The sequence below is a fragment of the Oceaniferula marina genome (assembly GCF_013391475.1).
Lineage (GTDB): Bacteria > Verrucomicrobiota > Verrucomicrobiia > Verrucomicrobiales > Akkermansiaceae > Oceaniferula > Oceaniferula marina.
In genome coordinates, this window is record NZ_JACBAZ010000006.1 from 187918 (window position 1) to 201729 (window position 13812).

Annotated in this window: 12 protein-coding genes; 8 read left to right on the forward strand and 4 right to left on the reverse strand. The window is 54.4% G+C overall.

Annotated features, from left to right (window positions below; all coding sequences use genetic code 11):
• Positions 1 to 14: 14 nt before the first annotated feature.
• Together HW115_RS14850 and HW115_RS14855 are read right to left on the reverse strand one after the other, a co-directional pair.
• Positions 15 to 1244, reverse strand: a complete 1230-nt coding sequence (locus tag HW115_RS14850) for an aspartate kinase (RefSeq protein ID WP_178933730.1) — start codon at positions 1242 to 1244, stop codon at positions 15 to 17.
• Positions 1245 to 1421: 177 nt separating this feature from the next.
• Positions 1422 to 2156, reverse strand: coding sequence for a TIGR04282 family arsenosugar biosynthesis glycosyltransferase (locus tag HW115_RS14855; RefSeq protein ID WP_178933731.1), 735 nt, complete (start codon positions 2154 to 2156; stop codon positions 1422 to 1424).
• A gap of 176 nt (positions 2157 to 2332) precedes the next feature.
• Here HW115_RS14855 and HW115_RS20115 point away from each other — a divergent pair, with 176 nt between their 5' ends.
• The 8 genes from HW115_RS20115 (at position 2333) to HW115_RS14895 (ending at position 10794) form a co-directional block, all read left to right on the forward strand.
• The gene (locus HW115_RS20115; protein ID WP_319609344.1) at positions 2333 to 2704 is read left to right on the forward strand and encodes an FtsB family cell division protein; all 372 of its coding nucleotides are present in this window, start codon (positions 2333 to 2335) and stop codon (positions 2702 to 2704) included.
• A gap of 144 nt (positions 2705 to 2848) precedes the next feature.
• Entirely contained in the window at positions 2849 to 3610 is a 762-nt protein-coding gene (locus HW115_RS14865; RefSeq protein WP_227021552.1) for a hypothetical protein, read from the forward strand.
• 192 nt (positions 3611 to 3802) lie between these two features.
• A complete protein-coding gene (locus HW115_RS14870) occupies positions 3803 to 5446 on the forward strand; it encodes an AsmA family protein (protein ID WP_178933734.1) in 1644 nt (547 codons plus the stop codon).
• A gap of 16 nt (positions 5447 to 5462) precedes the next feature.
• Positions 5463 to 6029, forward strand: a complete 567-nt coding sequence (gene rsmD, locus HW115_RS14875) for a 16S rRNA (guanine(966)-N(2))-methyltransferase RsmD (protein ID WP_178933735.1) — start codon at positions 5463 to 5465, stop codon at positions 6027 to 6029.
• An 11-nt stretch (positions 6030 to 6040) separates the two neighbouring features.
• Positions 6041 to 7309, forward strand: a complete 1269-nt coding sequence (locus tag HW115_RS14880; RefSeq protein WP_178933736.1) for a 3-deoxy-D-manno-octulosonic acid transferase — start codon at positions 6041 to 6043, stop codon at positions 7307 to 7309.
• Positions 7310 to 7425: 116 nt separating this feature from the next.
• Positions 7426 to 9237 (forward strand): hypothetical protein, encoded by a 1812-nt coding sequence (locus tag HW115_RS14885; protein WP_178933737.1) that lies wholly within the window; start codon positions 7426 to 7428, stop codon positions 9235 to 9237.
• Between the two features lie 152 nt (positions 9238 to 9389).
• A complete protein-coding gene (locus HW115_RS14890) occupies positions 9390 to 9818 on the forward strand; it encodes a hypothetical protein (protein ID WP_178933738.1) in 429 nt (142 codons plus the stop codon).
• 274 nt (positions 9819 to 10092) lie between these two features.
• Positions 10093 to 10794 (forward strand): NAD-dependent deacylase, encoded by a 702-nt coding sequence (locus HW115_RS14895; protein WP_178933739.1) that lies wholly within the window; start codon positions 10093 to 10095, stop codon positions 10792 to 10794.
• A gap of 22 nt (positions 10795 to 10816) precedes the next feature.
• Here the strand turns inward: HW115_RS14895 and HW115_RS14900 are convergent, their stop codons facing one another.
• Both HW115_RS14900 and HW115_RS14905 read right to left on the reverse strand, forming a co-directional pair.
• Entirely contained in the window at positions 10817 to 11941 is a 1125-nt protein-coding gene (locus HW115_RS14900; protein ID WP_178933740.1) for a serine/threonine-protein kinase, read from the reverse strand.
• Positions 11942 to 12153: 212 nt separating this feature from the next.
• Positions 12154 to 13785 (reverse strand): fumarate hydratase, encoded by a 1632-nt coding sequence (locus HW115_RS14905; protein WP_178933741.1) that lies wholly within the window; start codon positions 13783 to 13785, stop codon positions 12154 to 12156.
• Between the last annotated feature and the right edge of the window lie 27 nt (positions 13786 to 13812).

The window sequence follows — 13812 nt, forward strand, 5'->3', positions numbered from 1 at the left end:
CGGGATGGGCAGAATTAGGCCTCGGGTTTTTTGTCCAGATCGAATGCTTCGTGCACGACGCGGGCGGCGTCCTCGATGTTGGTTTCCTCGACGGTGACGGAAATCTTGATTTCGGAGGTGGAGATCATACCAATATTGATCCCGGCAGATCCAAGTGCTTGGAACATTTTGGCGGCCACCCCGGAGTGGGAGCGCATGCCGATGCCCACGGTGCTGAGTTTGGCCAGCCCCGCTTCGGTTTCGATTTGGGCTTCAGATGAGAGTTCTCCAAGCACAGGTTTGAGTGCGGCTTGGGCGCGACCCAAGTCGTTGGTGTGCATGGTGAATGAGTGTCTGGCCATACCGTTGCTGGCGATATTCGATACGATCATATCGATGTTGATTTCGGCATCGGCGAGGCAGCCAAGGATTTTGGCGGAATTACCCGGTTTGTCCGGGATTTCTGTGATAGTGACGCGGGCTTGGGAGCGCTCGATCGAGACTCCTCGGATAACTACAGCTTCCATGGCAGGATGTTCTTCGGTGACTAGGGTTCCAGGATTATCGTTCAGGCTGGAGCAGACTTCAAAGACCACCCCATATTTTTTTGCAAATTCAACGGAGCGCGATTGCATGACCTTACTCCCGGAGGAGGCCATCTCGAGCATTTCGTCGTAGGAAATTTCCGGCAGCTTGCGTGCGTCTTTCACCACGCGCGGGTCGCAGGTGTAGACGCCATCGACGTCGGTCAAAATCTGGCAAACATCGGCATTGAGTGAGGCCGCAACTGCAATGGCGCTCAGGTCGGATCCTCCGCGCCCCAGGGTGTGAATCAGGCCGTCATGGGTGACTCCCTGGAATCCGGCAACAATCACCACCTTGCCCTCGGCGAGGTAGCCTTGCACAATCGTCGGGTCGATTTCATCAATTCTTCCCCGCGTGTGGCTGCCAACGGTGCGAATGCCGGCCTGGCGACCGGTCGCTGATACGGCTTCGACACCCATGTCGTTGAGCGCCATGCAGACCAAGGCGATGGACTGCTGTTCCCCACTGGACAAAAGAACGTCGAGTTCGCGCTCCGGCGGACTTTCATTCAGCTCGTTGGCCATGCCGATCAGTTTATCGGTCACGCCTCCCATAGCCGAAACGACGGCAACCACTTGGTTGCCCTCATCGCGGAGTTTCTTGATGCGGGATGCGACATTGCGGATACGATCGATGCTGCCGACCGAGGATCCACCGTATTTTTGAACGATCAGAGCCATAACTGAGTAAAGACTAGGGCGGGGGAATAGGCTGAGGAGATCAAATGGTCAAGTAACAAGGATGACATTTCTCCGAACTTTTTCTGATCATGACCGATAGCTTGCCCTGGGGATGGCCTGGGAATACCTGATCGGATCAGCGCCTGTGAGCTCTGGAATAGGGGGCTGGGAAGGGAGTCAGGTATTCCTCTCTCCGAGAGCTTTCTTGGTGGCTGCGGCCAGTGGGCTTTGCATCAGTTCTTTCCAGTCTGCTTCGCTCGTGATTCGGCGCAATGTTGGGAGGGTTTCCACGGTGATGTTCGCTTGTTTCGCAGCCTCGAGGATGTGTTCTCCGGTTTTGTCATTCTTTTTGGAGGCTTGGCTTATTGCGGTGAAAAATTCGTCGTGCTGTTGTTTGCTTGCCAGGAGGTAGTGTCTGCTGTGCTGGCTCGGGCCAAGCATGATGTCTTTGTTTGCGCGCTCCATTCGGGCGAAGGCGAGGTTGATCCAGCGGGCCCCGCACTCGGGGCAGTCGCTGCCGATAGCGGCAATCGACTGGAATCCATCGAGGAACCCCTGCTCGAAGGCTCTCGTTAGTTTGTCGCCGGTAGATCCTTGGCCTTGGGCGTAAAAATCCACTTCTTGGAGGTGCTTGTCGTCGTGTTGGTTTCGCCGTGCCGCGTAGACTTCAGGCGAAATACCCGGCCGGGCATGCATCTGCGGTAATAGCCAGAACCGGATCGCGTCGCCGGCATCATCGGGCGCATAACAAAAACGAATCCGTGTGTTTTCGAGCCCCTGAAGTTGTTTCAGCAAGACATCGACCATGGCCTTGGCATACTCGGCTGCGGTGTTGGCTCCCAGATCTTCTCCTAATCCGACAGTATGATGTTCTGGAACGGGTTCGCTGAGGAAGATAAGGAGCAATCGCATGCCTTGATCTAGCATGGAATGCTCTCGGGGCTCAATCCGCGATTGTCGATTTGAAGTCTGGCAGAAAGCTTGGGTGTTTTTTTAGATTACAGATTCGTCGATTTTTTCCTTTTGATTTCTTAAATAAATCGGTATTTTGCTTCAGAGTAATCTACCCGTGGTGGGTGATCATTGATGTGAACCGATCGAACCGACGCAATCGTGGCCGGAGACAGAGTCTCGAACAGCGCTACAGCAAGATGCATGCGCGTACCGAGCGCATGCATGCCGGGGTGCGTTTTTGTTTTTGCGTCTTGGTGTTGATGTTGTGTTCGGCGTTTATGGCGGCGGCTTTACCGCATTATCGACAGCTTCAAAAAATGCGGCATGAGCTGAGTGACGTGCAAGTGAGTGAAGAGGAGGTGCTCGATCGGGTGGATGGCAAGACCAGAGAGTTGGATGCGATTCGGAATGACAAGGAATACCGTGAGATCATTGCGCGGGACCGCTTGAATTATTATATTCCGGGCGAGCACATTTTTCGCATCGATGATGAGTCCCGTAAATAAGAGTGGTGGTGGGATTCGCTAAGGTGGCAGGCGATTGGCGCTTGCACTTATGCGGCTTGCGGGTAATCTGCCGCGCAATTGGATTGAGCAGCTGGGCGAAAGATCGCTGAACTCGGTGGCTTGATCGAATCCATGTTGATTTTTATGAAACGATTTACCTGTATTACCATGTTTCGACCCTTGTGTGTGGTTGTTTTGGCGTCTTCGCTTGGCTTGACTCAAGCTCAGGATGACGCGGCCGAGAATAAGCCAGCGGCTGTTGAGCCCGGTAAAGTTCCAGCGGCAATTGCGGCTTATCTCGCCAAGGACAAACCTGTGATGGGTGAAGTCGGGGCGATTGTGCCACCAAAGGAAATCAACAAGTACATTGCCAAGGTTCAGGCTGCAGCCAAGGCTGATACCACGGGATGGCACAAAGAGTATGCCAGCAAGTCCAAGCCAGGTCTGCCGCTTCCGTATCATGAGAACCTTGGCCTTACCAAGGCTGAGTATGATGAATACCTCAAGCTCTGGGATGACCGCCAGTTCAAGGCCGCCCAGAAAGTGGTGCTTCGCCTTGAAGAACCCAAGCCGGGTGAGTGGATGGTTCGGGTGAGCGGTGTGGGTGGTCCGATTTCTCTACTGCGCTACCTCTCGACCCAAGATGCATGGAAGTCCACCAATGGACAATTGAAGCGGATTGAAGACATCGATGCCGCTGAGCGCAGTATTCTCGGAGCCTGGAAGGGTAAGGAGTGGCGCTTTGAAGAAAAAACCGATTTTGTTTGGACCACGGAAAATATTGCCCTGGGAAAATACAATGATGGCAAATTCTGCCTTTTGATTTATCGCATTCAGGAGCGTATTTCCGGATACGATAAAAGTATGGTCATTCGCTTTGCTCCGCCTGCTGCGGCTAAAAAGTAATTACCCCAAAAAAGGATCCCAATTACCTGTCACTTTAAGCAGATGCCGATCTTTTGAACGAGGTCGGCATTTTTGTTGGGAGTTTTTTTGCGTTGTGCCAGCTTGCTGAACGGCTCGTGTCTTCTGCATTGCGGGTGAGGTTTCCTTCGTCTAGCATTTTGGCTCGCCCTTCCTCGGATGGCTCCAGTTTCCATGTTCCCATTATTCAACACGTCGCTTATTCGTCGCTTGTTTTCCAAGCGGCGGTGTTTGCGTGTTGTGCTGTATTTCTTTGTTGGCTTGATGCTTTTGTGGGGGCTTTCCAACCTCTGTTTATCATCGAGTTGGGTGACCGGTATGCTCGCGGAAAAGGTGCAGCAGAGGACGGGGGTCCCATGCCGGATCGATCGTGTCTCCTGGTCACCATGGAATGGGGTGACGGTGCGAGGACTTGAGTTTGATCCATCGGAAACTTTTGATTCGGGAGAAACTGTCCGCTCACTGCTGGTCGTTGAGCGTATTCAGGTGCGGCCTTACTGGGGGCCGTTGGTCCGTGGGCAGTTGCGCCTGCGAGAGGTGACGATTGACTCCCCTGAACTCAACCTTTCCGTTGAGTGGGTCAGGGAGGCATTGGCACGGATGTTGGACGGGAGATCGTTATCCTCTCCTGCTCCCGCACTTGCGGATTCCCGCGGTGGAGGTTCCGGTCAAGATCGTGGGCAGGGGGCTGATGGTCATGCCGATGGCGGCGGCACGGGCAGATCGGCTAGGTCTTCAACGGATGGTAAATCCCAGGGGTCTGGAGGGGATGAGGCGAAGGGGCCTCCACCTGCCCGGGATCGATCATCTGCGCCTTCGGAGCAAGGAAAGCCTGAAGCTGGCTTGCCTATGCTGGTCCGGGTGAATCATGCCCATCTTCGTTGCGACTGGCATGCCAAGGGGCTTACGCTTTTTGAGTTGAAGGATGTGGATTTTGAAATCTCTCTGATGGGGGAGGATAGCGAAGGCCAACTCCATATTGGCAACATCCGTGGGCTTGGGCTGGAAGATAAAAAGGCATTCACCAAGGTCGCTCAAAAGCTCGAATGGAAACGGCCGTATTTGCAATGGCGCATGGATGAGGCCTCACTTGCGGGTGTACAAGTGGCGGCGCACATCAAGGTGTTGTGCAGTCAGGATGTGCGAAGTTTGAAGTTGTTGCCCTTTGCTGTGGATTTGGTGGTTAAACCCCAGACCTTGGCGTCGGTGGATGGGTTGGATCGTATGGCAATGCATCTTTCCGGGGATCGTGTGGAAGGCCGGTTGGTGGCTTCCGGCCTGTTGGCTCAGCCAGGATCATGGAGGGGGAAGATGCATCTATCAGGGAGTGGTTGGCGTTTACGTGAAGCGCATGGCCGCCACGATGTGGTCTTTGATGACGTGCAGATACCGGCCGTCTATCGAGCAGGCACCCTGCAATGGGGTGGTGTGCGTTTGGTTGGCGAGGATGTTTCGATCCTGGGCAATGGCAGGGTGTCGGTTCAGCAGGGGGTGTTATCGGTGACCCGGTTGGTGGTTTCTCCCGAAGTGAGTGAGATGGTCGGGCGGGGTTTGCATGGTGCGGGCTTGGCTCGGAACGGCCCGGCATGGTGGCGGAACCTCGACACTCCGGATCGTAAGGTGAGGGATTTATTGCTTAGCGGAAGTTTGGAGAATCCCTTGGTGGATGCCGGATACCAAAATCAGCAAATTCCAGTCTGGGAAATTCTTGGAAAAACCCTAGCCTTTGTCCGGCAGGAAATGCGCGAGGAGGGAGTCGCCCTACAAGCTTTTCCCTCCCCGGACTTGGATCAGCAGCAGCCCGACCAAGGCGATTAGCAACCATCATTGGCTTATGCGTATTATCAGTGGAACAGCAGGAAAACGAACCCTTCAGGTGCCCAAAGCGGTGACCCGACCCAGTACGGACCGATTGCGCGAGGCCTTGTTTTCCATTCTCAGCCATCGGATGGAAGGGGCGCGTGTGCTGGATTTGTTTGCCGGTTCGGGAGCTTTGGGTTTGGAGTGTTTGAGCCGCGGCGCAAAGAGCTGCGATTTTGTCGATGATAGTCGTGAGGCCGGGCGGGTGATTCGTCGGAATCTGAAATCACTGGGCTTGCAAGGTGGTAGTATGAATGAACGCGATGTGTTCGGTTTTTTGCGTGGCGGTGTTGGCCCCTACGATTTGGTGTTTGCGGACCCTCCTTACTATCAGTCCCGAGGGGACCGGGACTTTATCGCGGAGTTGCTACAGCACGAAACCCTCCCTCAGATGGTCGCTGAGGACGCTTTGTTGGTTCTTGAAGACCCCCCGGCTAATCGGCGGGACGGACTGGAAGAGGGCACTTGCTGGAGTCTGCTGGACCGCAGGAAGTATGGAAGTTGTGGGATTCTGTTTTACCAGCGAGTCTTGAACCCTTAAGCTTGTTTCCGATGCCTCGTCCTCTGGTTCTTTTTATCTACAATGTTTTGCTCCCGGTGTTTTTCATCGTGGCGTTTCCGGCCTGGCTTCTCAAGATGTGGAAGCGTGGTGGGTATGGGTCGGGTTTGTTGCAGCGTTTTGCCAGGTACCGGGAAGCGGCGTCGGATGAGCCCAAGCAGGTGGTTTATGTGCATGCGGTGAGCGTTGGGGAGGTGTTGATTGCCTTGAAATTGATTGATACCTGGTTGCGGATGCACCCCGATGAACGATTTGTTCTCGCGGCTACGACCGCGACTGGCCACGAGGTGGCGCGGGAGAAGGCTCCGGGGCAGGTGCGGGTGATTTACAGTCCGATTGATTTTGGTTTTCTTGTCCGGGCGGTATTTCGCAGGTTTTCTCCTTCACAGGTGGTTTTGATTGAATCGGAGGCCTGGCCGAATCTGCTGAATGTGGCCCGGCTGAACAAGGTTCCGGTGTCGATGGTGAATGCTCGCTTGTCCCGCAGGTCCGAGCAACGGTTCAGGAAGTTTTCCGCGATGACCTTGCCTTTGTTTGAAATGGTGGGACGTTTTTGTGTTCAGAATGACGAGGATGCCGGCAGGTTTCGAAGCTTGGGCATCGAGGAGGAAAAGATCACGCTGACCGGCAGCATTAAGTTTGATCCTGCAGGTGGTGCTGTGCCGCGTGCCAGGGAAGAATTTCAAGAAATGTTGGATGGTTTCGGCCCGGGGCGGCGGGTGGTGATGATCGCGAGTACGCATCCTGGTGAGGAGCGTGCTCTGGCGGAGACCTGCAAGCGTTGTCGGGAGGATTTTTTGTTGGTGGTGGTTCCCCGGCATGCGGAACGGCGAGCGGAAGTGAAGGCTGAACTCGAGTCCTTGGGCTTGGAAGTGGTCTTGCGCAGTGCATTTGTCCCGCCCGGTCAATCGGCATGTTTGGTGGTGGATTCCACTGGTGAACTGAGGGATTGGACGGCACATGCGGATGTGATGGTGATTGGGAAAAGCTGGTTGGGTGAAGGTGGACAGAATCCGGCCGAAGCGATTGTTGCGGGAGTGCCTGTTGTTTGTGGTCCTCACATGGGAAATTTCGAGCCGTTGATCAGTATGCTTCGGGAGTCAGGTGGTGTGGAAATGTTATCGGGGCTTGAGGAGCTAGCTGGGACAGTGGACGAATTGTTAGTGGATGTGGAGCGGCGACAGCGAATGGTTGAAAATGCTCGGAAGGTGCTATCGATCCATGATCATGCGGTGGAGCGAACCGTGCGCTGTTTGCGCTGATATCAGCCCCCGTCCAGTGAGCTGGATGCCGGTTTGATGAAGCGAAAAAAAAGGACAAAAGTTCTGCATTTGAAAGCTTCCGTTAGCTCGAAAAACATGCAATTATCCCGCCATCCATGAGCGAAAAAGACCCAAAATCGGACGCAAACGAACAACTTCCGGACCTGAGTGGTTTGAATTTTGGCCCGGCATGGGCCCGTGATCAACCCAAAGGAAGATCTCGCAGCAGGCAAGCTGGTAAACCCGAACACAAAGGTGACCGCCGGAATCAAGGGGGGCAACGCAACCAGGGAGATCGACGGAATCAGTCGTCGGATGCCAGGGGGGGGCGTCCTCACAAAGGCGGTGGACCTCGACCACATGGAGGTGGACGGGATCAACGTGGATTTCGAGGTAAAGGTCGCAGGGATGACCGCGACCATCAGGGGGGTGATCGACGCAAGCCGATGACGCCGGCTCCGGATGGAATGACGGCCCGGATCATGCCGATTGAGGAGGGCTTGGATGCCTTGGCAAAAGATATTGCCGCTACGGGGCGGACGCATTCCGTGTTTGATATTGCCTGGATGATCTTAGGTGGCTTGGAGCGCTTCCATGTGATTTTTGAAAGCGAGCAACAGCCTCTATATCGGAATAAACATGATCACTCGATCTGGCTATACCAGAAGGAGTGCATGGCGCATTTTTGGGCGAAGGGGATTGTGAAACGCTACTACGATGAGGAAATCGTCGATGTCGAGGCTCCCAAAGGAAATTTCCAGTCGGTCGCTCGCTGTGGTCTGAGTGGAAATTTGATTGGTCCTCCGAACCACCATGGCTACCAGAAGAGTGTTTTGGATTTACATCGTGAGCGATTCTCCAACATGGCCTTGGACCGTTACAAATCGAAGATTGTGATGGAGCATGGTGAGGAAGTGGTCCAGGAGTGGCTCGATAGCATGACCAAGCACGTGCGTTGGCGCCCGAAGTCAGAGAAGGCGACCGAAGAAAATACCGACAACAAGGAGCTTGAGGAATCACCTGATACCCCGGAGGACTCAGTTGATTCCAAGGCAGATGCCGAGGCCCAGGCCGTAGATGTTGAAGCAACGGAAACGACGGAAGCCGCCGAAACGGCTGAGGCCCCAAAAAATGAGATCGAAGAGACGGTCGTGATCCTCGATAGCCGCCAGGAAGTGGAGAATCATTTCTTGTCCCACGGCTTTGAGCAGGAATTTGAAAGTGGGAAAATCATGTCGGTGCTAGCCAATGTGCCGCCCAAGATGATCGACCCCGCATTGTTGACGCTTTTGAAAACCACCGTCACGGAAGAGCGCCGGTACCCTGGAAAGGTGGCATCGATTTTGTGTCGCCAGATGAGTGGCCGTCACCTTGCGGTCTTCAAATGGAAAAAACATCTGCACTGTGGTCCGGCGCGTCCGAAAAAGGTGCCGGATAATATGGAGATGGCAGAGCGTCCGTCCCAGTTGTTCCACTGGGTGATTGAGCACCCGAGTGGGAACATTGACGAAATGTGGAAAGAGCTTCTTCCCGAAGGGATCGACGATGAAACCAAACACCTTTGGTATCACGACCTGCATTGGTTGATTAACGAGGGGATAGTCCTTCTGTTTTCTGACGGTAAGTTGCACGCGGCCAAGGAACTTCAGAAAAAAGCACCCGTGGCAGCCAAGCCTGCCGCTGGCCCTCAAGCAGAAAAACCAGCGGCCGAGTCCAAGGATGAAGCCCCGGTTGAAGCAAAAACAGACGCAGATTCTGAAACCAAGCCTGAAGCAGAAGCCAAAGTTGAGCTTGAAGCAACGCCTGAAGTGGAACCCAAAGCTGAGGAAGAAGCCGCGCCAGCGGTCGTAGCTGTAGAAGAAAAACCTGAGCAAGCTGCTGAAGCGGATCAGGCTGTGAGTGACCCTAAGCAAGAAGGTTCTGAGTAGTCGGAACCCTCTTCGCTCGGCGCAACGAGCTATCGATCATGCAGGGTGGTGGTAGGGAGGATTGGCCTCAATCCTCCACCCATGCCCTGACTCTCCGCCGTTACTTCTTCCCAGCGGACGGAATCGATGTCCCTTTTGGATGAAATAATGACATGAATGAATTAGTTAAAATGAGAGGCGTGGTTGAGGGGTTTGAGCGAACGACCCATACAAGTGGAACTTCGAATCGGACATCAACAACGCATTTGTCACTTTTCAGGATTGGTCAGAATCACGTCTTGTTAAAAACGAGTATCCCCAGTGTGATCGCTAATGGTGATGAAGTGCTTATAGCTGGCATGAACATCAATGGGCAGTTTCAGGCACTTGCCTGTAGGAATGTAACGACAAATTGGACAAGTCCACTTGTACAACAGGGGTGTGTGTTCATCGCCTTAATTGTTATGGCCGTCGTTTCGTTTTCGCTTTTCTTTTTGGTTTTGCCCATCCTTATGGGGTGTGGTTGCATTTTCTTTGCTTACAAAGTTAAAAAACACGACAAGCTCTTACAAGAAGCTCATTATATGGTGCTACAAGACTAACCGCTTGCTTCCGGTGATCCATACCTTGGCCGGGCTAGGGCGAATGCGCTAGGGGCTAACAGCCTGCGGCGCTGACAGGATTCACATGATTGAAGAGGGTATACAGGATTTTTTTGGAAGGTAGCGATAGGTTTTGGGCAAGCCTTGATCTTTGAAAATTAAAAATCCTGCCCATCCTGTCAGCGCCGCAGGCATCACCCTAATGTAGGAGCCTTGTTGGCAGGGCTCCGCTTTGCAGCTTGGCTGCAGGTGTTTTGCTTGTTACAAGTGGTTCATGTCTCAGTTATTTATCCTTACAGGTGCGGGGATTTCTGCGGAATCCGGTCTTAAGACCTTCAGAGATAGTGACGGCTTGTGGGAAGGTCACCGGGTGGAAGATGTGGCCACTCGTGATGCCTACGCGCGGAACCCCAGGATGGTACATGATTTTTACAATATGCGCCGGTCCCAGTTGCAGACGGTAGAGCCGAATGCTGCGCACAGGGCTCTCGGCCGTTTGGAAAAAGAGTGGCCGGGGCAACTCACTTTGGTGACGCAAAATGTCGATGATTTACACGAGCGGGGTGGCTGCTCGGATGTCTGGCACATGCATGGAGAGCTGCTCAAAAAACGTTGTGAGCTCTGCAATACAGTCAGCGCATGTCGGGAAGATTTGTCGGTGTTTTCCGAATGCTCCCAATGTGGTCATGCCGGAGGGCTCCGTCCTCACATCGTGTGGTTTGGTGAGATCCCCTTGCTGATGGATGAAATCTACGAACGCGTGTCCAAGGCGGATCTCTTTGTTTCGATCGGGACATCGGGCGTTGTCTACCCGGCTGCGGGTTTGGCGGCTGAAGCCAAATCCCAGGGTGCCCGCACGGTCGAACTTAATATGACGGATACCGAAGTCTCACCATGTTTTGATGAACTGATCCACGGGCCTGCCACCGAATCCGTTCCTGCCTGGGTAGATGCATTGTTGAGCGAGGGGCTGTGACTGGAGCGTCTCTGCGTCCTTGTTATTCAGCTTGGCTGATGTCCTCGCCCCCCTTGCTTCCGGCATGCTGGGGTTGGGCCGGTTCCGGTGTCCATTCCGGTTCGGGTTGCTGGCTGTCCGGTTTTGACAGTTGTTGGATAAAAACATAGGTAAGCAGACCGATTACAATGAGCGCGGCTGCCAGTCCGATGCCTGCTTTGGATTTGTTTTGCGTGTTGCTGGGGCTCGTCCTGCAATGGTGGGTAAAATGCGCATGCGGGCTTGAGTGGGTGGGGGCGGTCGGAGCGGGAGTATGGCTTGCCGCTACCTCCGGCTCTGGGGTTGAGTTGAGTAAGCCTTCGATGGCTTCGGCAAATGCTTCGGCCTCCTGGTAGCGATGATTTGGGTCAGGGTGGATGGCCTGCAATACGACATCGTCGTAGGCCGGCGGGCAATCGGCGATGAGGTAGGACGGCGGAATTCTCTCTTCTCCCGGGAGCTCTCCGGTGAGAAGTTCGTAGAAAAGCACTCCCACCGAGTAGATGTCGGTTCGGGCATCAAGTTTACACCCTTGGTAGTGGGTTTCCGGAGCTGCGTAGTCCGGGGTGCAGAATGATTCTGCCTGGTTGCCGAAGTCGGTCCCCACGGCCTCGGCGATGCCAAAATCGACGATGTTGGCTTGGAATGAAGCATCCACTAAAATGTTTGCGGGTTTGATATCCCGGTGCAGGATCCGGTGGTGATGGGCGTGTTGTAGCCCCCGGCAAATGCCGGCGACAAGTTCGGCGGCTTCGCATGGCACCAGCGATTTGCCAGCACAGGAATCGTGCAGCGATTGGCCGTCGATGAACTTCATCACGATGTAGAGCATGTCTTTGACCTCCCCGAAGTCGTAGACGGCCACCAGATTGCGATGGTTGAGTTTGGCCATGGCTTTGGCCTCGCGCTCAAAGGAGGTGCGAAATTCCTGATCCTGGCAGAGCTCGGGGTGTAGGATTTTGACTGCAACCGCCCGATCCAGAGATTTTTGCCTGGCCTGATAGACCGCGCCCATTGCCCCGCTGTCGAGGAATCGTTCAAAGCTGTAGGCGGGCAACATCTCCTCCAACTCCTCAAGTGAAAAGGGAGGGGCGATAGCTTCGCTTGGTTCGACGGTAGGCTGGTCCATGGTAGGAGCCTGAACTGGCTGTGGACCCGGTGGGGGCTGTCGGGATCGTGTGTTAGCTCATGCTTGCGGTGTGTGGGCAAGCAGCGGAGGAGGATGGGAGAGAGAGGGTGTGTGTGTGGAAACGACCGTCTGGGCCCATTCGTAGGTGTGTGTAGTTAAGTATGGTGGGCCCAGACGGCCATGAGGGATGCAGAAACGTTTGATCTGAAGCGTTACGCGACCGGGCAGTTGTTCAACTGCTGGAAGAAATCATTTCCTTTGTTATCCACGAGGATGAAGGCCGGGAAGTTTTCCACCTGGATTTTCCAGACGGCTTCCATTCCGAGCTCCGGGTATTCGAGGATTTCGAGGGATTTGATGTTGTCGCGGGCCAGCAGGGCTGCCGGGCCACCGGCGCTACCGAGGTAGAACCCGCCGTGTTTTTGGCAGGCGTCGGTCACCTGCTGGGAGCGGTTTCCTTTGGCCAGCATGACCATCGATCCTCCGTTCTCTTGGAACAGGTCGACGTAGCTGTCCATACGGCCGGCGGTGGTTGGGCCGAAGGATCCGGATGCGTATCCTTCAGGAGTTTTGGCGGGGCCTGCGTAATAGACCGGGTGGTCTTTGATATACTGGGGTAGTTCACCCTCTTTCTCGAGGCGTTCCTTGAGTTTGGCGTGGGCGATATCGCGGGCCACGATGATGGTGCCGGTCAGCGACAGTGCGGTGGTGACGGGATACTTGTTCAGGGTTTCCAGCACCTTGTCCATGCCTTCGTCCAGATTGATTTCCACGCCCTTGAATTTCCAGTCGCGGAATTCGTCAGGGATGAATCGGCCGGGGTTCTTTTCGAGTTTTTCAATGAAAAGGCCTTCCTTGGTAATCTTGGCTTTAGCCTGACGGTCAGCGGAGCAGGAAACTCCGATACCAACCGGGCAGGAGGCTCCGTGACGCGGCAGGCGGATGACCCGAACGTCGAGCGCAAAATATTTACCGCCAAACTGAGCTCCAATTCCAATCTCACGGGCTGCAATCAACAGCTCCTCTTCCAGTTCGGTGTCGCGGAATGCTTGCCCGTGCTCGTTTCCAGCAACCGGTAGGTCGTCGTAGTAGCGGGCAGTTGCCAGTTTGACGGTTTTCAGGTTGGTTTCAGCCGAGGTGCCACCGATGACAAAGGCGAGGTGATACGGTGGGCAGGCTGCAGTTCCCAGCGACTTCATTTTTTCAATACAGAATTCCATCAGTCGCTTCGGATTGAGCAGCGCCTTGGTTTCCTGATAAAGGTAGGTCTTGTTGGCTGATCCGCCACCTTTGGTCATGAACAGGAACTTGTAAGCATCTCCGTCGTTGGCGTAGAGGTCGATTTGGGCCGGGAGGTTGGTCTTGGTGTTGACCTCTTCATACATCGAGAGTGGTGCGGTCTGCGAATAGCGCAGGTTTTCCTCGTTGTAGGTTTTGTGAATACCCTTGGAGAGATACTGGGCGTCGTCGCAGCCGGTCCAGACTTGTTGACCTTTTTTGCCGACGATGATTGCGGTTCCGGTGTCCTGGCAGAGTGGCAGGATGCCGTTGGATGCAATTTCCGCGTTTTTCAGCAGCATCAGCGCGACCATACGGTCGTTGTCTGTGGCTTCCGGGTCCTTGAGGATCGCGGCAACCTGCTCGATGTGCGAGGTCCGCAGGGTGAATGAAACGGCCTTGAACGCCTCGTTGGCAAGCAGGGTGAGCGCTTCGGGCTCTACTTTGAGCATGGGTTTGCCATCGAATTCGACCACGGAGACGTGATCAGAGGTGATTTTTTCGTATTCGGTGCAGTCTTCACCTTGTGGGAAGGCTTCTTGGTAGTAAAAGGGTGTGTTGGCCATGGGATGAGTGGTGTGAGGTTGTTGTGA

What these genes read in the sequence shown, in the direction of transcription:
- HW115_RS14905 (WP_178933741.1), bottom strand. Translation starts at nt 13,785, where the DNA reads ATGGCCAACACACCCTTTTACTACCAAGAAGCCTTCCCACAAGGTGAA.
- HW115_RS14890 (WP_178933738.1), top strand. Translation starts at nt 9,390, where the DNA reads ATGAATGAATTAGTTAAAATGAGAGGCGTGGTTGAGGGGTTTGAGCGA.
- HW115_RS14880 (WP_178933736.1), top strand. Translation starts at nt 6,041, where the DNA reads ATGCCTCGTCCTCTGGTTCTTTTTATCTACAATGTTTTGCTCCCGGTG.
- HW115_RS14855 (WP_178933731.1), bottom strand. Translation starts at nt 2,156, where the DNA reads ATGCGATTGCTCCTTATCTTCCTCAGCGAACCCGTTCCAGAACATCAT.
- HW115_RS14895 (WP_178933739.1), top strand. Translation starts at nt 10,093, where the DNA reads ATGTCTCAGTTATTTATCCTTACAGGTGCGGGGATTTCTGCGGAATCC.
- HW115_RS14850 (WP_178933730.1), bottom strand. Translation starts at nt 1,244, where the DNA reads ATGGCTCTGATCGTTCAAAAATACGGTGGATCCTCGGTCGGCAGCATC.
- HW115_RS14900 (WP_178933740.1), bottom strand. Translation starts at nt 11,941, where the DNA reads ATGGACCAGCCTACCGTCGAACCAAGCGAAGCTATCGCCCCTCCCTTT.
- HW115_RS14870 (WP_178933734.1), top strand. Translation starts at nt 3,803, where the DNA reads ATGTTCCCATTATTCAACACGTCGCTTATTCGTCGCTTGTTTTCCAAG.
- HW115_RS14865 (WP_227021552.1), top strand. Translation starts at nt 2,849, where the DNA reads ATGAAACGATTTACCTGTATTACCATGTTTCGACCCTTGTGTGTGGTT.
- HW115_RS14885 (WP_178933737.1), top strand. Translation starts at nt 7,426, where the DNA reads ATGAGCGAAAAAGACCCAAAATCGGACGCAAACGAACAACTTCCGGAC.
- rsmD (WP_178933735.1), top strand. Translation starts at nt 5,463, where the DNA reads ATGCGTATTATCAGTGGAACAGCAGGAAAACGAACCCTTCAGGTGCCC.